Origin of the sequence: Bdellovibrio bacteriovorus, from assembly GCF_041888015.1 — a bacterium.
Classification (GTDB): Bacteria; Bdellovibrionota; Bdellovibrionia; order Bdellovibrionales; family Bdellovibrionaceae; genus Bdellovibrio.
This window is the reverse complement of the sequence record NZ_CP168968.1, coordinates 1,319,805-1,339,188: the sequence shown is the minus strand read 5'-3', so window position 1 is coordinate 1,339,188 and position 19,384 is coordinate 1,319,805. Positions and strand designations below refer to the sequence as shown.

Below are 19,384 nucleotides of genomic sequence, written 5' to 3'. Positions count from 1 at the left end.
GTGCTCAATGCACGTCGGAGCGAAAGTGGTCCCCCGACAACGCCGTCGGATGGACCCTTATCGGCCCTCAGGCTAGGATTGCCATTGGCCGTCTTTCATTCGGTATACTTTCGGAAATCGTGTCGCGAAAGTCAGATCATGAGTCACAATCACCAGCGCCAGTTTCATTTCTTCCTTCAGGCGGAAGAACAGCTCCTGAATCTTGCCGCTGGTATGGGAATCCAAATTTCCCGTCGGCTCATCCGCGAACAGGATCTTTGGATGCCGCACCAAGGCACGAGCGATGGCCACACGCTGCAACTCCCCGCCAGAAAGCTGATTCGGGTGATGGTCACGGCGATCTGCCAGTCCCATAAATTCCAAAAGTTGCATGGCTTTTTCGCGCGCGGCTTTGATGGACTCGCCACCAACCCGACAAGGGATCATGACATTTTCAAGCGCTGTAAATTCCGTCAAAAGATGGTGGGATTGGAAAACAAAACCCATTTCAGCATTGCGGAAGCGGGACAGCTCTTCATCATTCATCGCCAGCAAATCACGGCCTTCACAATACAGCTCACCTTTATTTGGACGATCCAGGGTGCCCATAATTTGCAACAGCGTGCTCTTACCAGCTCCGGAAGCCCCCAGAATCGCAAAGGCCTCACCCTGGCGGATATCCAAACTAACACCGCGAAGAATTTCCAGCTCCCCCACGCCCTGGGCATAGGATTTATGGATATCAATGGCGCGCAGAAGAATATTTTCATCACTCACTTCGAAGGCCCTCCACCGGATCCAACTTTGCACCACGACGAGCGGGCGCGATGGTTGCGATCAAACAAACCAGCAGTGTCGCAACGCAAATGGCGATGCTATCGACAAAACGAATTTGCAGCTTAATATTTTCCAGACGGTAAACTTCACCGGAAATCAGATTCAGACTGCTTTGCAGCCATTCAAACAGGTAAGCAATTCCCACCCCAGCCAGGAAACCCAAAATCAACCCCACGGTGCCCATGAAAAGACCTTGGAAAATGAAGATCTTCTGGATGTCTTTTTGCGAAAGACCGACAGTTTTTAGAATGGCAATATCCTTGTAACGACGAAGCACATTCATGGACAAGGTCGCTGAAACATTAAAAGCCGCCACGATAGTGATCACCAGAACCACAAAGAAGATCCCCGGACGTTCGACATTGATGGCTTCAAAAAGATTTTCATTGGAATCACGCCAGTCTCGCACCCAGTACGGAGGCCCCAACGTGGCACTTAAATTAAAGGCCGCCTCGCGCGCATGATCCACATCCTCCATGCGCAAAATCAGGCCGGAATAGCGGTCCCCGATATCAGCCAACGTCTGCGTGGCCTTAAGATCCGCCAGAATAAAACGTTCATTCCAGTCGTGCTTCCCCAGATCCAGAATACCTTGAATTTTGAAAGCCCCCACCCGACGTTGAAACTTGGAAGGGTCCACACTGTCTGCCACCGGAACCACAACACGGAAGGTGTCACCGACTTTCAAATCCATTTTCTGCGCCAGATTTTTGCCCAAAAGTGCCAAAGGGATGTCGCTGGGCTCGGAAAGATTGTCGGATCCAGACATAATCCGACGCTTAAAGTTTAAAACCTCATTCACCCGATCCGTGTCCACACCCTGAATCAAGACACCAGATATCTGCCCTTTGTGAGCAAGTACCGCTTCAATAAACACAAACCGCGTCGAGCTGACCAATGTCGGCTCGGCTTTACGAATGCGCTCTTCCAATTCCTTCCAGTCATCCGGAAAACGCGAGCGCTTTACCACCTGCACATGACCTGACACTTCCGCCATGGCTGTTTTCAGCGTGTTTTCAAATCCGCTCATCACCGCCATAGATGCCACCAAAGCTGCCACCCCCAGCACCAACCCTAGCAGGGCCAACGGCGCCGAGCCCCCAAACAAAGTCTGGCGGGAGAATAACAATCTTGCGGCAATCCAAGGAAGTGAAGACTTCACGAAGGCTGGCTTTCTGCCTGCAATGTGGACTTTAGATATTCCATGATAAAGCCATCCAGATCCCCGTCCATCACATCATCAACCTGATTGGTCTCAAAATCGGTGCGGTGATCTTTCACCATCTGATATGGATGCATCACATAAGAGCGAATCTGCGAGCCCCACTCGTTGGCTTTCTTCTGGGAATTCATCGCATCTTTTTCAGCATTGCGCTTTTCAATTTCCATTTCATACAAACGGGCCTTCAACATTTTCAAAGCTTTTTCACGGTTCTGAATCTGCGAACGCTCGACCTGACAGGTGACGATCACTCCCGACGGAATATGCGTCATACGAACTGCCGAGTCCGTTCTATTGACGTGCTGCCCACCGGCCCCGCTGGCACGGAAGGTATCAACTTTTAAATCTTCCGGGCGCACTTCGATATTGATGTCGTCATCCACCTCGGCCCAGGCAAAGACAGAGGCAAAGGACGTATGCCGACGGGCATTGGAATCAAACGGAGAAATACGCACCAAACGATGCACGCCGGATTCAGCCTTCAGGTATCCATAAGCATAAGGGCCCTCAACTAAAAGCGTGCAGGACTTGATCCCCGCTCCCTCGCCCTCGGTCATCTCAATGATCTGAACTTTGAAACCGTGCTTATCCGCATAGCGCGTGTACATACGCAGCAACATGGAAGCCCAATCACAGGACTCGGTTCCACCAGCACCGGAATTGATCGACAAATAGGAACTGTTGCTATCCAGCTCGCCGTTCAGAACTCGCTTCAGCTCCAGATCCTGCCCGAGTTTTTCAAGAGCCGTCACTTCCGCTTTAGCCTCGGCAAAGCTGCCCTCGTCCTGGGCTTCTTCCGCCATTTCCAAAAGGACTTTGGCGTCGCTCAACCGACCCGCAAACGCGTCGAATTCCCCCACGGCTCTTTCCAGCAGGGTTTTTTCTTTGTTGAGTTTTTGCATTTCAGCAGGTTTTTCCCAGAGCGCGGGATTTTCAGCCTGAATGGAGATTTCTTCCAGGCGCTTTTTCTTGCGATCTAAGTCAAAGATACCCCCGAAGCTCCTTGGAGAAGGCTTCGAGAGAAACGATTTTACTTTTAATTTCAGAGGCTTCAGTAACGATAGACATAGGCCCAGTGTAATCGCCAAGCCCAGTCTGTCAAGAAAAACGCCTTCGAGAGAAGGGAGGGGATATCTCTCGAAGGCGGAAGTCAGGGACATCACAGATCCCTAATACAAAGGCGATGCCACACCCCCGAGCTTCGACTATTTGCGATATAGCGCGAATTCAAGGCCAACGACCCACAAACTGCTTAAAGCTTCGACAAAACCGTTGCCGCAGAAGGACCTTTTCCGTCCTTCCGAGGGGAATTCCACTTTCAATTCAATTTTACAAGGAATAGAGCCCCTATCGGGCAGAGATTTTTTTCAATAGAACTTCAAAGGCCGCATCCTGAATGCCGAACATTTCCCGGGCGTCTTTTTCATTGGTCTCGTGATCATAGCCCAATAAATGAAGGACTCCATGCAATAGCATGTAACCCAACTCCTGCTGATAGGTCAGACTGTGTTCCGCCGCTTGGCGCTTTAGAACTTCGGGACACAGAACCAGCTCCCCCAAAGAAGACGGGTCCATCGAATCAAAGCTCAACACATCGGTGGCGTAGTCTTTTCCACGAAACTCTTTATTGATTTTCTGTGCGGGCTTTTTATCCAAAAACACCATAGTCAGCTCACGGTGCGCCTGATCGGCAGTCAAAACCTTACGCTTCTTCAGCTCTGCCGTCAGAAGCTCCATCCACGTTTGAATGAATTTTCGTGGAGCCGCATGTTTGGATTCATTAACAATCAAAACTTCCATGATCAACCTTGGGAAGGAGTACTTTGGGCCACATCACCAAGACCGCCCCCCGCACTGCGTGGATAATCAATACGCTGGTGATAGATCCCCAGAAGAATGCGGATGAACGCGGCTTCGACCTTGGAGATATCTTTCAGTGTCAGATTACATTCATCCAGCTGCCCGTCCGAGAACTTTCTTTGCGTGATGTTTTTCACGATGTTCTGCAAACGCGTCGGTGTCGGCTCATCCAAAGAACGTGCGGCCGCTTCGATGCTGTCTGCCAACATACAAAGGGCGGCTTCACGGAACTGAGGTTTCGGCCCCGGATAGCGGAAGTCCTGATCACTGATTTCCGGATCGTCTTCCTTCTTCAAATCCAAAGCCTTGTTGTAGAAATAAGAAATCAAAGTGGTTCCGTGATGCTGCAAAACCCCATCAATGATAGGCTTACCCAGCTTGTAGGCCATCCCCATCTCGACCCCGTCTTTCACGTGCGCGATCAAAAGGGTCTTACTCATGAACGGAGAAATATGATCATGCGGATTATGGCCCGGCTTTTGGTTTTCGATGAAGTAGTTGGCGTGCTCCATCTTGCCGATATCGTGATAGTAACACATCACCTTACCCAAAAGCGGATTGGCACCGATTTCTTCCGCAGCGGCTTCCACCATTGAACCCACCATCATCGAGTGATGATAGGTTCCCGGCGCTTTTACGATCATCTCTTTCAGCAACGGATGGTTCAGATTGCTTAGCTCCAGAAGTTTCACGTCGGTGGTATAACTGAACACAGACTCCAGAAGCGGAACAAACATCATTGCCACCAGAGCCGAGAAGATCCCGCCAATAAAGCCCGCCGGGATGGACAGAAGAATCTCTTTCACCCCGCCTTCCTGATCAAACTTGGTCATGGTCAGGATAAAGGCAATCATCGCGGCATTCACAAGTCCGGTACGAACCCCGGCGAAATAAACATCATTTCGAGTTTTACAGTTGTAAACCCCGCGAGCCGCAGCAATACCGCCCACCAGGCTGACGAACATAAAGCTGAAGTTATAGTCCACCATGATCCCCAGGCAGACAGACAGGAAGGCCGTGAACAGCCAGACGATCTCGCCATAAGTGATCAAAAGCCCCACCAGCATCGGACCAGCGGCCACCGGGGCGGCAAACAGGAAGATCGACGGTGGCAGGAAATGGCCTAATTTCGAGGCAAAGGCCGCATCCGTAATGAACAGATAAATCTTGGTGAAGAAGATGATCCCGAAAGCAATCAGCATCATTACCGACACGTCTTTGAATTCGATTTTAACTTTGTTGATGGTAAAGCGCTTTAAGTAAGAGAAGAATACCAGAATCGCCACGGACAGCATCAATGCCATCGACAAGGACATGATGTCCTTGCGCTTGTCTGCGCGGATATTTTCGATCTGCTTGATCACCGCCATCTGGAACGGCTGAACCACCGACCCTTGAGCGATGATATTTTGATTCTTTTTGATTGTGATCGTTACGGGAATGACCGCATCGCGGGCCGACTGACGGCGAGTGGCTGTTTCCTGTTTGTTCAAGGTCATATTTGGTACAACCAGGGACCTTGCAAAATACAGAATATTGGCCTGATCACTTTCCGAGAAACGATGCAGGTCTTTTTTCAAATCCAATTCAAAGTTTTCCGGCGATTGCAGATCCAGGATTTCTTCGCGCGGGATGGAAAACTCTTTCCCCAGATTGTTTTTATGAACCACCCGTCCAAGAACGGCGGACTGACTGGCGGGAATAAAGCGATCCGGAGCTTCCGCCACCTTGCGGTCATACCAGTTTTCAAGGTTGCGGATCACAATGGCTTCAATGCGCGGACTGAATTTTAAATCCACCAGCCATTCAAACATGAAGTCGGAAACACCCACACCCAGTTCTTTTTCAAACTGCTTTTTGTACTGGAAGAAATCCTTCACCGCCACCCGGTACTGCGCGGAAGCCGTCGGCCATTTGGTTTCACGATAGTATGCGCGCATGGTGCGGAAAGAATGAATCAGATTGACCGACACACGTTCGAAAACACTGGTGTCATAGTCATAAACAATCGGAACAGAATACTCGGCCTTCAGGCGTTTTTCTTCGGTTGTGACCTCGTCGGTCATCTCAAAGCCCATCGGCGAAACCACATCGAATTTCGCGACGTCACCGACAGTAAAGTTGTAAGGAATATCGAACTGATAGAAGATCGTGTAAGACAACAGAACGCAGTACAAAAAGATCAAAGCAGCCCGGCGAATGAAGAATTTTTCTTCCATCAGCTGCACGATGCGGCCGAAGAAAGTTTTCTCCAATCCGATGGAATCAACCCAGTCTAAAAACTTAAGACTGTGATCCTCATAGTTCACACGCGTGGCTGGGCTTTCGCCCTTTTTCTGATTCTTACCTCGTTGCATATCTAGTTTTTCTACGTTACCCCATAATGCGAAAATTGTCGAAATCACTATGCATTTGTGCTAGCAATAAAGAGATTCCATCAGAAAGTCGAGGGGTCCCCATGCCACAAGCACCATCCAACTTACGTCATATTGAGTCCTTAGTCGAGATCGTAGCTCACCTGCGTGGCCCGGACGGATGCCCTTGGGACAAAGAACAAACTCACGAAACGTTGACTCAATACGCTATCGAAGAAACTCACGAGTTGGTGGAAGCGCTGGAAGACCCACAGCCCGGTCAGGGCAAAGACCAAAAAATTAAAGAAGAATTGGGGGATGTCCTCTTCCAAGTGGTTCTCCATGCTCAGCTTGCCGCCGAACGTGGAGCTTTTACTCTCGAAGATGTGATTGCAGAAATCTCGCAAAAGCTGGTCCGTCGCCACCCGCATGTTTTCTCTGACACCAAGGTTGCGGACACTCAGGAAGTCATTCGCAACTGGGAAGAAATCAAAAAACAGGAAAAGGCCTCCTCTGCCGCACCTGCGCCCTATTCCCTGAATGTTCCTCCCCTTCCCGCACTACAAAGAGCTTACAAAATCGGCAAACGCACCGAGAAGCTGCAATTTGACTGGAGTTCGGTGGATGAAGTCATGACCAAAGTGGACGAAGAGTACAATGAATTACACGAAGCTTTGGACGATGGGTCTGATGCCGAAATCGAACATGAACTCGGCGATGCCCTGTTCTCTTTAGCTCAACTGGGACGACACCTTGAGATGGAACCCGAGCAAGTGCTTCGCAAAGCCAACCTGCGCTTTGAAGAACGCTTTAACAAGATGGTGGAACTTGTGCATGCTGACAGCAAAGACTTCAGCGCCATCACACTTGAAGAAAAAGAATCTTACTGGCAAAAGGCCAAAGCACTTCTGAAGAAGAAATAGCCCGACAAGACAAAGCGAGCCGAAGACCACCCGGCTCTGTGCGCTGAAAAGAAGTTCGTCACTTACACAGATCTTCTAATTTCGACGCGTAGTTAGGACCTTAAGTGGGCGCCAAAGCTTCGCAAAGTGTTGAGAGGTTCGACACAAGAATTTTTTTTTGAAAATGATTGATTATATAACTCCCTGTTCTTTCAGATACTTAGCTTGTCTCAGCCTGAGACCACTTAGAAATTAAAAAACAAATTCACACAGTTATCGCAAATTTCAGTTTTGCCCTGTTTTAAACGAAACTGAATCCATCAAGTAGCGTGGTGGGGCTCAGGAGGGCATAACCGTATGAGAAAAACAGTGGCAAGCAAAGCAATAATGATGGCTTCAGCTATGGCACTAATCGCAGGGTGCAGCAAGGGAACAGGTTCTTATTCCCTGCTGGATGATGGCGCTGATTACAAACAGCAGGCTGTCTTCATCCCAAAACAAATCGACATCCTTTGGGTTATCGACAACTCCGGCTCCATGGAAACTTCTCAGACTAACCTGACTCAGAACTTCGCGTCCTTCATCAGCCGCTTCCAGACATACAACTATGACTTCAACATGGCGGTAACGACAACGGAAGCCTGGAGAAAACAGTTCGATTCAAATTCAACTCTTGCACGCATCAAGGACGGTGCGGGTACCAATCATTCGGGCGTGTTCGTGATGAACAAGAATACTCAGAATCTGGGTGACGTTTTCGCTATCAATGCCAAGCAGGGCATCAATGGTAACGGTGACGAGCGTGCTCTTTCCAGCATCAAGGAAACACTGCTGGATGCACACAACAACACCCTGGGGTTCCGTCGTCCTGAAGCCTTTTTGGCAGTGATCATTGTTACGGACGAAGAAGACTTCTCTTCCTCTTCCGGCCAGTTCAATGAAAGTTATTCCAATCCAAATCTGCACACAGTTCAAAGCTATGTGGACTTCATGGATCAGTATGTCGGCAGCCGTAACTATTCCGTCAACACGATCGGCATCCTGGATGACGCCTGCAGAACTTCTTTGAACAACACTTTCAAAGAGCGCAAAATCGCCAGCCGCCTGATTGAGATGTCCAACCTGACTGGCGGCGTGAAGGCCTCCTTGTGCTCTAACTTCGGAGAATCTCTGGAACTCATCTCGGACTCTATCATCCAGCTTTCCAGCGTCTTTAAACTAAATCGTGAGCCGCAAGAAGACACGATCGCAATCACAGTAAACGGAGCTTCTGTGCCGAACGATCCCGTCAACGGATGGACTTACGATGCATCCAACCTGACCATCACCTTCCACGGAAGTGCGGTGCCGGCAGCGGATGCTAACATCACCATCGACTTCTATCCTAAGTCGATCAAACTGTAAAAGGATGTTGTATGGGTGGGGTACAGACAGCAACTAATCAACAGCAGTGGTATATTCTGCGCGGGGAAATGAAATACGGCCCTTACGAGTATAAATCACTGATCACGATGATCCAAAATGGCGAGCTCTATGACTACAACTATGTCTGGGCTTCCCATTTGGAGAACTGGACACTGCTGGGCGATCTTCAGGATTTTTCCAAAGATCGTCTGTGCAGATTGATCGAAACCAAAGACCATTTGTCTGGTTCTTTTAAAGATCGCAAATGTCCACGCGTGGATCTGGTCACCCCGGTCTATGCCCACAACGATCACAACTTTTTTGACGGCCACACCCTGAGTGTGAGCGAAAACGGGGCGTTGGTTCTATTGAACGATCCCCTGCTTCTGCCCGGTCAAAAGATCCTACTCAACTTTAGAACTTCTGAGGAAAACCCTCAGACATTCAACGCGCTTTGTGAAATTATTCGCAAGAATTACTCAAAGCAAAGACTCAACGTTAAATCCGGTTTGCATTACGCTGTTCGTTTCCTCTCGGTGCAAGAAATCGGTATGGCTCAATTAACAAAATGGACACGCGGTGGCGTTTCCAAGGAGGAAACAAATGGCATTCTTAAAGTTCATGAATGATTCCGGTGTAGTCGGTTGGTTCATTCTACTGGTCGGCGTCGGCTCATTGGTTCTCGTAGCAGAGCGTGCAAAAGCACTTTATAAAGACTACGGCATGAATGTCGACGAGTTCATGGGCAAGGTTCAGAATTTGGTTTTAGCCAAAAAGCTGGATGAAGCTCTTCTGCTTTGCGCTCAACTTGAAAAGAAGCCACTTGCTTCCGCATTTAAGACCATCCTGGAAAAGGCGGATCGCGATGACGATACAATCTTCCAGGCGCATGATATCGCTTTGAGTGAAAATGTACCTTTGTACACCAAGCGTCTTCACTATCTTTCCATGCTGGCCAACGTAGCAACCTTGTTGGGTCTGCTAGGTACGATCCACGGTCTGATCCTTTCGTTCCAAGCGGTTGCGACGGCCGATCCGGCTCAAAAGCAAGCTTTGTTGGCACATGGTATCTCCGTATCCATGTATACAACAGCCTTGGGCCTTGCAGTGGCAATCCCAGCGATGGTGTTCTTCTCATTCCTGACTGCCCGTCAGAATCAATTGATCGAAGAGATCTCTGAGAAGACTTCCAAACTGACAGAGCTTCTTACAAGCGCTCACATCCCAAATCTGACCCGCCAGAATGTGTTCCCTGATCACCTGGCAACTCCGACAGTGACTCCTCCATCTCCAGGCCAGAAGGTCTCCTAACGGAGACCTTTCCCGAAGTGGTGGACCTTATAAACTAAGGATGGGATAAAATATGAGACGCGCACGCAAGATTCAAGTAGATCATAACAGTGAGTTCGAGCTGGACTTGGCACCACTGCTGGCCGTGATGGTCAAGCTGGTGCCCGTACTTCTGGTTTCTTCGGCCTTCGTACAGATGATGGTCATTGAAACCGAGTTGCCTCAGGTGGTCAATGAAGCCATTCAACGCCAGGAAGACCAAAAGACACCCACAAATGTGGCACTGGAAGTGGATCCTCAGGCTATTCGCATCGTGATTACAGAAAAGGGTCAGGAAAAAGTGGAAACCATCGCGATGAAGGATGGTGTCTACGATCTTCAAGGACTGCACAACAAGCTTGTCGACATCAAGAAAGCACACCCGGAAGTTTTCAAAATTGAACTCAACCCGGATGGTAAAGTTCCTTACGACGTCATCGTAAAAATTATGGATGAGGCTCGTCAGGCTCGTGATGCGAAAGTCAAATTCCCCGTTTTCGACACCAAACAGGGTAAGAACGTGGAAACAAACTATATGTTCCCAGAGATCGTCTTTGCGAACACCATGGAGGGCTAACACATGTCACGTCGTCGCAGATACGAACCGAAAACAAAAAAGAACTCCACCTTTGGTCTGAACATCACATCAATGACAGACATGTTTACCATCATGCTGGTATTCCTGCTGCAAAGCTATTCGACGTCTGAAGTTCAGATTAACCCGGAAAACGACATCCGTCTTCCGTCATCCGCATCCATGACTAACGCCACAGAATCCATCAAGATCTCACTAAGCGGAAACGCGCTGAAGCTTGATCAAACCAAAATTGCCGACGTTAAGAACGCCGACTTCCTGCCCCAGGATCTGGAAGACAAAGACACCAACTTTATCAAGCCCCTGTTCCAGGAGCTGGATAAGATTGCAAAGGCCGAGGACCAGAAAGACAAGGCACACGTAAAAGAAGGAAGAATCCTTCTTCAGGCAGACAAGGACCTTCCTTACGCCACTCTGAGAAAAGTCATGTATACGGCATCCATGGCAGGCTTTCCTCAGTTAAAACTTGTTACCATGGTCGGAGAATAAGTTTATGATTCGCACAATAGTTCTGCTTCTAGCATTTCATCTGTTTTCATTGTACTGCTTCGCCGCCGAAAAGAATGCAAAAGGGCTCCTGCCTGAAGTGCGCATGGATAACGGCAGCGAAAGTGAAAATGAAAAAAAGGCCTTCAGCAGCGAGATCATGATCACTCGCTCTGAAAACAGAGCTATTGAGTCCTTGCAAACAATTATCAAGAAAAATAAAGGTGCCCCGAACGAAGCTGACCTGTGGTATCGCTTGGCCGAACTTTACATGAGACGCTCAAAATCAGGCCGTTTCTTTGACCTTCACCAGAACACTCCTCTGCTGAAGCTTTCGCCATTTCCCGTACCTAATGAGCGCGGTGCCGAAGCCATCAAACGCGCCATCAAGATCTATACAAAAATTGAAATGGAATTTCCGAAGTTCAAACAGATGGACGCGGTCTTTTTCAATAACGCTTTCGCCAATCAGCAGATTGGTCAATTTAAAGTCTCCGAGCTTCTCTATAACAAACTTCTGGCCCAGTTTCCAAAGTCCCCCCTGATTGCCGATGGTACTTTGGCGGTGGGTGAATTGCTTTATGATCAAGGCAAGTTCGAACAAGCCTTGGAGCACTTCCTGCGCGTGGAAAAATTCCCGAACAACCGTGTTTATTCTTACGGCATGTATAAAGCCGCCTGGGCTTATTATAATATGCGCGACAGTGAAAACGGCATCAAAAAGCTGGTTCAGGTTGTCAGAAGCAATCCGGCTTTGGCTGACGGTGAAGTTCCCACCAACCGTCACAACTTGCGCCGCGAGGCCATGCGAGATCTGACTATCTTTATTGGGGACCACTACCCAGCCAATAAACTCTATTCCTTCTTTGAAGATATCACCACGGAAGACGAACTGGGCCAATCCATGATTGACCTGGCGAAACTGTATGAATCCCACAGTCGTCAAAAAGAAATGAACATCTTCCTGGAAGAATACATCGACAAGCGCTCTTCCGGTCCGGATGTGGTGCGCTCGCACCTGTTCCTGGTGGATGCCAATGAAACTTTGAAAAAACGAGATAAAGTTATCGACCATCTTCAATATGCCAGCGACCTTTGTAAAAAGGACTCTGCGTGGAGAGGTCTGCAAAAAGTGGAGGTTGTTGAAACTTCCTGCGTGGAAGGTTTCCGCCGCACCAGCCTGGATATGGCAAAAAAATGGTGGGACATCTGGCTGAAGAACAAACAAAACGTTGCGTTCTCGGACCTGACCCAGCGTTTGTTCAAACTAATTCTGGAAAATGAAGATCCTGCCAAACCGGATCTGAAAACCCGCTTCGCCTATGCCGAACTTCTGTTCCAATTGGAAAAGTTTGACGAAGCCAGCAGCCAGTACAAAATGGTGGGCGACAAATCCGTCGAGGAACCTCTGCGTCACGACGCCAACTATGCGGCTCTTTATTCCAAGGAAAAAAGCATCGAAAAGAAAAAAGATGCACTTAAAGAAGCTGAACGCAAAGAGCTGGCAGCCAACTATTTGGCCAAACACGCCAACGGTAAATTTGCCACTTTGGTTAAATTCAAAATGGGCCACATTGCCTACGAAGAGTCCAACTATCCAGAAGCTGAAAAGTGGCTGACTCCGCTGGCTTCCTTGAAAGGCAGCGAAAATGCCGACATCAAGCGCAAGTCCGAAGACTTGATCCTGGATATGCTGAACCTCCGCAAAGACTATGCAGGAATCAAAGCTTTCTCCAAGAAAGTAATGACATCCAGTGCTGATGAAGGCCGCAAGAAGAACATGAACAAAATCATGGAAGAGGCCCACTTCACTGAGATTCAGGAATTTGCAAAAACGGGGGATAAGAATCAGGCTTCTGACAAGCTGATCGCCTTCGCCAAAGAACATGAAGGCTCCAAACTTTCGCAGGACGCTTTGTGGCAAGCTCTAAGCCTGCAGTACACAGAAGGCAAAGTCTTCGATGCTGCGGAACTTTCCATGAAGTTCGTGCAGAAATATCCGGAAGACAAACGCAACCTGGATGCTTTGAAAGAAGCTGCCAAGGCTTATGCGGATGTCGGTCAGATTTCCAAGTCCGCTGAGACTCTGGTTAAAGTGGCAGATCTGGACAAGAAGGGCCGCAACTCTCACCTGGAGCTTGCCGCTGACATCTATATCCTGGAAAAGAAAAACAAAGAAGCCCGTGCTGCTTACAATGGCATTCTTGCCGGAGCGGACAACAAAACTCTGCAAAGAATCTATAGCAAGTTGATGGACTCCTATAAGAACGAGCCCCGTTCTGGCGAGCTGGAAAAGCTGCAAAATCAGATTCTGGCAAAAGGCATCGAACCGTTCACAACTCAGATCATGATTGATCGTGCAAAAGCGTTGCTGGATTCCGGCAAAAGCTCTGCCGCCTTTGATCTGGCAATGAAAGCCAATGGCCGAGACGTGGCTCCGGAAATCCGCGCCGAAGCTCGCCTGATCCAAGCCCGCATTCTGGAAAAAGAGCTGGTTGGACAAAGCGTGAAAGCCCGCGAAGAAAAGTTCGCGATGGTTCTGGCAATGAAGACCGAGAAGCTGGACAAAGCCCATACGGCCTACTACACCACACTGAAAATGTCGAAAGATCCTTTCCAGCAGTTGGAAGCCATGCGTGGCATCGACCGCTGCTATGCGAATTTCATCGACAGCCTGACGACGATGCCGCTACCAGCTTCTTTGAGTCCGCAGGATCAGGAGGCTTTGCGTGGTGAAATCGCAAAACTGACTTCCCCGATCCAGGACAAGAAGAATGAAAATGAAGCGAAACTGAAAGTTCTGGCGGCTTCAAAAGGTCAGACAGCTTCCAGCGAGCGCAGTTTTGCCTCTATCCGTGTGGATCAGACCGTACCGCCCCAAGTGCAGTACCCTGCTCCGGAAAAAATGGCGGCCTTCCTTCCAGCTTCCACGGACATGACTATCGGCAAGGTGTCTCGTTTTGAGACCCGTACTCCGAAAGCATGCAATAAGAGCGCAATCATGACCGGGCAACTGGCAAATCTGAGCATCACCGAAGTTGCAGGAAATTGTTATTATTCTAGACAGTATGAAATGGTGGAAAAGCTGGGTCTTGAGCTTGCGAAAAGCAAAGACACGCGCGCCATAGGCCTGTTCTATGTCAGCGTTGGCTCCGAAGCCCGCGGTTTCAATGACAAAGCTTTATGGATGGTGGAAGCCGCTTTGAAAGTGCAACCAGAGGCTTCGCCTTACGTCTATCAAAAGGCCCGTCTGCTTTACAAAGACGACGGTATGAATTCCGCGATGCCGTTTTTCGATAAAGTTTTAGACATGCAAATGGCTTCGACAGAAATGAAAACTTTCGCTGCAGTGAAGGCTTTCTCAGAGGGAGATTTTACGAAAGCACTTGAAAATTTCTCTGCAATGCCGAAAGAACAATTGTATACTTTGAATGTAGGAACCGTGATGAGTGAAGCCTACGCTCAGAAGGGTGAAGTCGAAAAGGCGCTAAGTGTGATCAAAGATCTTCTTAGCGGCAAGAAAGACAATGTCGACTTCCTCTTGCAACAAGCTCACTTGTTCGAGACTTACAAAGGCAGTCCAACGCTTGCGCTGGATTCTTATGAAAAAGCGTTTAAAGCCAGTCAGCAATTGGAAATGCGTGATTGGTTAGGTAAGAAAATACAGTATTTGAAAACTCAAAACAAAGTCGGTCAGCACGTTATCTCGGGAGACTTGTAGTATGGAGGGTACAAGTGAAAACTTTCATCACAGCGATGATCGCTTTCATTCTCTTGGGAGCAGCGACTGCCTTTGCCAAACAAAGAACAGTCCGTAAAGTCCAGGAAGTAAATTTCGGTGAGATGAACCTTAAGGGAACGATTCGTAACCCTGACGGCGCCTATCTTGTGCAAAAAAGAGGTATCAAGTTTATGCCTCTTTACGATGTGCAAAAAGATATGGATGGCCGCATCCGCGAATCAGCTCTCTACTTGAACAACTAGTTTGATGAGGTGTCACATGCTCACGTTGATTGTACGTCAATCCCTGAAAAATGGGACTGCGAAAACCTGGAAGTTAAGATCCAATAATAAAACTCACACCTTCGGGTCCTCCCGTCTGGCAGATGTAATTTCCATCGCTCCAGACTCCAAGGGCATCCAGGGCATGTTTGAGTTCCGCGATGGAGCTTGGTGGTATGTCGATCTGGACATGAACTCCAGCGCTTCCAACAAGAACTCCCCTGCTTTGCGCCTGGACGAGGAAAAGTCACTGACCATTGGTGACTGCGTCCTGAGCTTCACTCCGGTTGCCAAGGAAACAGATCTTTATCTGCGCCTGGAACAGGCCGGTCGCGAACAACGTGAAGCCGGCAAGCAGTTCCAGCTTTACATCGTGAAGCAGAATGGTCAGGTTCTTGAAACCAAGATCCTTCCGATGAATAAGAAATTCAAACCCGCTTCTGCCCTGACTCCGACGGCAGTGGCATGCGTTCCCACTCAGGAATGGCACAAGCAAATGGTGGGTGATCTTGAAGTCAAACAACGAACTGTGTCCCTGGAGGACGCGGCTCGCATGGCCCGCCTGAGCACAGACCAACTGATGGACGAAGACTCCAAAAGAGGTGTGTTTGTTGTTCTGGGCGCCGCTCTTTTGCTGGTGACAGTCGGCATCTTCTCTCCAAAAAGTCAGGATCTGGAAGTTGTTGCGACACCACCAAAGACAGCTCAAAAGATTATTGTAAAAACAGAAATTAAGCCAAAGCGCAAGAAAGCGGAATCTGCACCTGCTCAAAAAGTGGTTGTGAAAGAAGCTCCTGCAGCGGCCGACCAAAAGCAGGCACAAATGCCTACGGGTGGCGGCAGCAAAGTTTCTCAGATGATGAAGTCCATCTCTGGTGGCCGCATCTCTCAACTGATCGGAAAAGTTTCCGCTCAAGCAGCAAAGAGTGGCAACGTGGTCATTGCCAATGGCGTGAAGGCGGGTTCCGGCGCTTCCGGACGAGCCTTGGCTGCTGTCGGCAGCATGGAACGCTCTGGTCGTGACTGGGGTCGAGAAGGCACTGGATCTGGCGGTGGTGTTTCCACCGTTGGTCGTGGTGGTGGCGGAAGCGCCTCCAGCATGGGAGGCTTGGCTGCCGGCGGAACTGGTTCCGGCGGTGTCGGCCTGATCGAAGAGGAAAGTGAAATTATTGGCGGTTTGGATCGCGAGATCATCGCTCAATACATCAAGTCCCAACTGGGGCAGATCCTTTATTGCTATGAACGACAACTCAGTGCCAAGCCGGACTTGTTCGGTAAGGTCGCAGTTAAATTCACCATTGGGCCTTCAGGCAAAGTGGAACAACAACTGATTGGTGACACAACACTTAAGAACGCAACCGTTGAGGGATGTATATTGAATAGGGTTGCCGCGTGGAAGTTTCCTGCTCCACAGGGGGGAACTCGCGTGCTTGTGACATATCCATTCTTATTCAAGAGTACAAACTAAGGCGGGGGTAATATCATGTTGAAGAAGACAATTCTAATGTTCATCTTGACGGCATCGCAGGCATTCGCACAACAAGCGGCAGACAGCAAAGCTGATCAACGCGGTAGCGACAAGCTGGACATCAAAAAACTGGAACAGAAATACTGGGCGGCCAAAGACGATGACTTCAGCGTCGTGCAAAACCGTCGCTACGTAAAAGCAGAGCGCTTTTATCTGACTGGAGCAGCTGGTATCCCGTTCAATGACCCTTACAGCACCGGAACTATCGCCAGCGGAAGTCTGGGATATTTCTTCAACGAACGCTGGGGTCTGGAAGCAAGCTACAACTCTGCCAGCATGAAGGACAACGATGCGGTCGGCCAGTTCGTTGACACCTATGGTGTTATCCCCGATCACAATATCTTTAAGTCCTCCTACTTCCTTTCCGGAATCTGGGTGCCTTTCTATGCAAAAATGAGTGTGATTGACAAAGCCATCATCTATTTCGACATGGGGATTTCCGTCGGAGCAGGAACTTTGGACTATGAAATCACACAAAAAGAAGGAAATGTCAGCAAGAACACTTTTGCCTATAAACTGGGTGTGTTCCAGCAGATCTTCTTCTCTGAGCACTTCGCGATCCGCGCGGACCTTGTGAACACGTGGTCCACTCAGGACAAAATGAAATACTATGCTCCGGGTACGACACCAATTCCAGGTGGTCCGGCAGTCACAGGCCAACGCAACCTGGGCTCTGAAACAATCAACGACACATCATTGATGATTGGTATCACGTACTGGCACTAATTTTCTCCAGGGTGGGGGGATTTATGAGTAAGTCACTTAATATTTTAGTAGCACTATCTTTCCTGGGCAGCTCCGCTTTTGCTGAGCCCGCCCTGAAAGTAAAAAAGAGCGCCCGTTCTGCGGACGCCAGCCTTAAGGTTAAATCCAGTTTAGTTCCGACCTTCGACGTTTATCAAAAACGCGTGGTCAAAGGAAAAACGGAGGTCTTCAAGGTTAAAAATATTCCATTGCTTAACGTCGGTGAAGAGCGTGAAGTGGAGGCGGCCTCTCTAAGTCCTCTCCGCCTCCCCGCTTCCCGCGAAGTCGCGCTCAAAGAAACACGCCGTCGCGAATCACCTGCTGTTATCAACTTTGTCCTGAAGCCTTACACTGATGTGGTGGCACCAGCAAAGAACCTGACCAATGCGGATGCTTTCAAGCAGATTCCGGACGTCAAAGTTCTAAACCCGGTGATGGACCCGGTGACTCAGGACCCTTTGGTTCAATTGACCAAACTTGAGGATCTGCAGCCCAATGACTACAAACTTTTGCAGGCTTTGATCTTCCTGGAAATCCAGAAGAACTATGAACTGGCCATGGGCCTGTTCTCGGAACTTATCGAAGATCCCAAACACCGCATTGAGGCTTTGTACCACTATGCGATGACGGCCAAGGGACTGGGACTTAATTCTGAATTCCGCCAGTATATGATTCAGGTGGCTCAGGAAACCAAAGCAAAAGAATGGCAGCAAAAAGCCACGGAAGCCCTGGTTCAACACATCAATGTTTTGGAGACGACCGACATCGCGCTTATTGACCCTTTGGTTATCAAGTACGAAATGGACATCACCAAAAACGATGACTACCAGATCGCTCGCGCGAAGTATTATTCTGACAAGGGCCAACTGGGCATGATGGAAGATGCTTTGATCTTTATCGGCGAAAAATCCCCGCGCTATCCAGAGGCCTTGTTGCTCAACGCCCTGTTCAACTATCGCCAGGGTAAAGTCGAAGAAGCCACAATCTATCTGGACAAGCTGATGGCGGCCACAGACCAGGACAAGACATCCCAGTTGCGCTCTGTCGGTGCTTTGACGCTGGCTCGCATGCAATTCCAAAAAAGCCAGTACAAAGAAGCTTTCCAGTCCTATCTGAAAGTGGACAAGTCCAATCCTTTGTGGCTGCAAGCCATGGTGGAAAGTGCTTGGACCCAAATTTTGGGCGAGGACTATGAAGGGGCTGCGGGGAACATGTTCTCTTTGCACACGGACTTCTTCAAAAATGCCTTCTCTCCGGAATCCTATGTCGTTCGTACGGTGGGCTACCTGAATCTGTGCCAATATGGTGACGGTGTGCAGGTGCTCAACGAGATGAAAAAGAAGTACTCCCCTTGGAAAAAGAAACTTGAGGACTATAAGGTTTCTCACAAGGACTCTTCCGCATATTATGAAACAGTGAAGAGCTGGATCAAGAACTCGGATCTGAAAGAAGTTGACGGCCTGCCTCGCTCGTTCATCGTGGAACTGGCCCGTCACCCGGCTTACATGAGCGTGCAAAAGCAAATCAACGCTTATGAAGATGAAATTGTTAAGTTCAACCGCATCGCTTTGACCCTGGTTAAAAAAGAACGCGAGTTGATTGCCAAACAAAATGAAGCCAACAAGGAGCTTGCTGACGCCAAAAAAGGTCTGAAAGGTCAAAGCCCTTCAGAAAGTGACGTTGCAAGAATCCAAAAAGCCGAGCAGAAACTTCTGAGCTATCGCATCCAGTACCACATCGCCAAGAAAGCCCGTACGTCGATCAAAAACCTTCGTGCTACGGGTCTGGCTCGTATCGATAAAGAGAAAACAGTTCTTCGTGCTCAGGCTTCCCAAGCTCTGCACAGCCGTTTCGGCGAAATGCTGGCTGGCTTGGATAAGGTCCTGGATCAGAATGATGTCCTTCAGTATGAGCTCTATTCCGGTGCTGGTGAGCACATCCGCTACCAAATGGCCGGTGGTGAAATCAACGAAAAGGACCGCCCAGAATTGAAGGTTCAAAAGGAAAAAAGCCTGAACTGGAAGTTTAAAGGCGAAATCTGGGAGGACGAAGTGGGTCACTATCGTTCTTCACTGAAAAATGTATGCGCTCAAGATGGCAACGTAGCCGGTTTGTCTGAACAATAAGGAAAGGATTTTCAAG

The 19,384-nt window shown here is 48.9% G+C and carries 16 protein-coding genes; 11 read left to right on the top strand and 5 right to left on the bottom strand.

Annotated elements, in window-relative coordinates:
- Positions 1-72 precede the first annotated feature (72 nt).
- The 5 genes from ACES2G_RS06485 to ACES2G_RS06465 all read right to left on the bottom strand — a co-directional run bounded on the left by ACES2G_RS06485 (position 73) and on the right by ACES2G_RS06465 (position 6,255).
- Positions 73-756 (bottom strand): ABC transporter ATP-binding protein, encoded by a 684-nt coding sequence (locus tag ACES2G_RS06485; RefSeq protein WP_347357583.1) that lies wholly within the window; start codon positions 754-756, stop codon positions 73-75.
- On the bottom strand, positions 749-1,978 hold the full coding sequence (locus ACES2G_RS06480) for an ABC transporter permease (protein WP_347357582.1): 1,230 nt from the start codon (positions 1,976-1,978) through the stop codon (positions 749-751). Before ACES2G_RS06480 ends, ACES2G_RS06485 begins: the two co-directional genes overlap by 8 nt.
- A protein-coding gene (gene prfB, locus ACES2G_RS06475) for a peptide chain release factor 2 (protein ID WP_347357581.1) occupies positions 1,975-3,106 on the bottom strand; the annotation gives its coding sequence in 2 pieces (ribosomal slippage) (positions 1,975-3,024 and positions 3,026-3,106; 1,131 coding nt in all). Before prfB ends, ACES2G_RS06480 begins: the two co-directional genes overlap by 4 nt.
- A gap of 279 nt (positions 3,107-3,385) precedes the next feature.
- The gene (ybeY, locus tag ACES2G_RS06470; protein ID WP_374001604.1) at positions 3,386-3,838 is read right to left on the bottom strand and encodes an rRNA maturation RNase YbeY; all 453 of its coding nucleotides are present in this window, start codon (positions 3,836-3,838) and stop codon (positions 3,386-3,388) included.
- 2 nt (positions 3,839-3,840) lie between these two features.
- Positions 3,841-6,255: an HDIG domain-containing metalloprotein gene (locus ACES2G_RS06465; RefSeq protein ID WP_347357579.1), complete on the bottom strand. Its 2,415-nt coding sequence runs from the start codon at positions 6,253-6,255 to the stop codon at positions 3,841-3,843.
- Between the two features lie 101 nt (positions 6,256-6,356).
- Here ACES2G_RS06465 and mazG point away from each other — a divergent pair, with 101 nt between their 5' ends.
- The 11 genes from mazG (at position 6,357) to ACES2G_RS06410 (ending at position 19,368) form a co-directional block, all read left to right on the top strand.
- Complete coding sequence (gene mazG, locus ACES2G_RS06460) at positions 6,357-7,175, top strand: nucleoside triphosphate pyrophosphohydrolase (protein ID WP_347357578.1); 819 nt, start codon at positions 6,357-6,359, stop codon at positions 7,173-7,175.
- 336 nt (positions 7,176-7,511) lie between these two features.
- Positions 7,512-8,558 (top strand): hypothetical protein, encoded by a 1,047-nt coding sequence (locus ACES2G_RS06455; RefSeq protein ID WP_347357577.1) that lies wholly within the window; start codon positions 7,512-7,514, stop codon positions 8,556-8,558.
- Positions 8,559-8,569: 11 nt separating this feature from the next.
- Positions 8,570-9,187: a PilZ domain-containing protein gene (locus tag ACES2G_RS06450; RefSeq protein ID WP_347357576.1), complete on the top strand. Its 618-nt coding sequence runs from the start codon at positions 8,570-8,572 to the stop codon at positions 9,185-9,187.
- Positions 9,162-9,869, top strand: coding sequence for a MotA/TolQ/ExbB proton channel family protein (locus tag ACES2G_RS06445; protein ID WP_347357575.1), 708 nt, complete (start codon positions 9,162-9,164; stop codon positions 9,867-9,869). Before ACES2G_RS06450 ends, ACES2G_RS06445 begins: the two co-directional genes overlap by 26 nt.
- Before the next feature lie 52 nt (positions 9,870-9,921).
- Positions 9,922-10,464, top strand: coding sequence for a biopolymer transporter ExbD (locus tag ACES2G_RS06440; RefSeq protein ID WP_347357574.1), 543 nt, complete (start codon positions 9,922-9,924; stop codon positions 10,462-10,464).
- Between the two features lie 3 nt (positions 10,465-10,467).
- The gene (locus tag ACES2G_RS06435; RefSeq protein ID WP_347357573.1) at positions 10,468-10,971 is read left to right on the top strand and encodes a biopolymer transporter ExbD; all 504 of its coding nucleotides are present in this window, start codon (positions 10,468-10,470) and stop codon (positions 10,969-10,971) included.
- Positions 10,972-10,975: 4 nt separating this feature from the next.
- Positions 10,976-14,689, top strand: a complete 3,714-nt coding sequence (locus tag ACES2G_RS06430; protein WP_374001603.1) for a tetratricopeptide repeat protein — start codon at positions 10,976-10,978, stop codon at positions 14,687-14,689.
- Between the two features lie 14 nt (positions 14,690-14,703).
- Entirely contained in the window at positions 14,704-14,952 is a 249-nt protein-coding gene (locus ACES2G_RS06425) for a hypothetical protein (protein ID WP_284606461.1), read from the top strand.
- Between the two features lie 16 nt (positions 14,953-14,968).
- Positions 14,969-16,438: an AgmX/PglI C-terminal domain-containing protein gene (locus ACES2G_RS06420; RefSeq protein WP_347357571.1), complete on the top strand. Its 1,470-nt coding sequence runs from the start codon at positions 14,969-14,971 to the stop codon at positions 16,436-16,438.
- 15 nt (positions 16,439-16,453) lie between these two features.
- Positions 16,454-17,224 (top strand): outer membrane beta-barrel domain-containing protein, encoded by a 771-nt coding sequence (locus ACES2G_RS06415; protein ID WP_374001602.1) that lies wholly within the window; start codon positions 16,454-16,456, stop codon positions 17,222-17,224.
- 23 nt (positions 17,225-17,247) lie between these two features.
- Positions 17,248-19,368, top strand: a complete 2,121-nt coding sequence (locus ACES2G_RS06410; protein WP_374001601.1) for a tetratricopeptide repeat protein — start codon at positions 17,248-17,250, stop codon at positions 19,366-19,368.
- Positions 19,369-19,384 lie beyond the last annotated feature (16 nt).

Excerpts from the sequence above, each read along its gene's own strand:
- ybeY (WP_374001604.1), bottom strand. The coding sequence starts at position 3,838 with ATGGAAGTTTTGATTGTTAATGAATCCAAACATGCGGCTCCACGAAAA.
- ACES2G_RS06465 (WP_347357579.1), bottom strand. The coding sequence starts at position 6,255 with ATGCAACGAGGTAAGAATCAGAAAAAGGGCGAAAGCCCAGCCACGCGT.
- mazG (WP_347357578.1), top strand. The coding sequence starts at position 6,357 with ATGCCACAAGCACCATCCAACTTACGTCATATTGAGTCCTTAGTCGAG.
- ACES2G_RS06455 (WP_347357577.1), top strand. The coding sequence starts at position 7,512 with ATGAGAAAAACAGTGGCAAGCAAAGCAATAATGATGGCTTCAGCTATG.
- ACES2G_RS06450 (WP_347357576.1), top strand. The coding sequence starts at position 8,570 with ATGGGTGGGGTACAGACAGCAACTAATCAACAGCAGTGGTATATTCTG.
- ACES2G_RS06445 (WP_347357575.1), top strand. The coding sequence starts at position 9,162 with ATGGCATTCTTAAAGTTCATGAATGATTCCGGTGTAGTCGGTTGGTTC.
- ACES2G_RS06440 (WP_347357574.1), top strand. The coding sequence starts at position 9,922 with ATGAGACGCGCACGCAAGATTCAAGTAGATCATAACAGTGAGTTCGAG.
- ACES2G_RS06435 (WP_347357573.1), top strand. The coding sequence starts at position 10,468 with ATGTCACGTCGTCGCAGATACGAACCGAAAACAAAAAAGAACTCCACC.
- ACES2G_RS06430 (WP_374001603.1), top strand. The coding sequence starts at position 10,976 with ATGATTCGCACAATAGTTCTGCTTCTAGCATTTCATCTGTTTTCATTG.
- ACES2G_RS06420 (WP_347357571.1), top strand. The coding sequence starts at position 14,969 with ATGCTCACGTTGATTGTACGTCAATCCCTGAAAAATGGGACTGCGAAA.
- ACES2G_RS06415 (WP_374001602.1), top strand. The coding sequence starts at position 16,454 with ATGTTGAAGAAGACAATTCTAATGTTCATCTTGACGGCATCGCAGGCA.
- ACES2G_RS06410 (WP_374001601.1), top strand. The coding sequence starts at position 17,248 with ATGAGTAAGTCACTTAATATTTTAGTAGCACTATCTTTCCTGGGCAGC.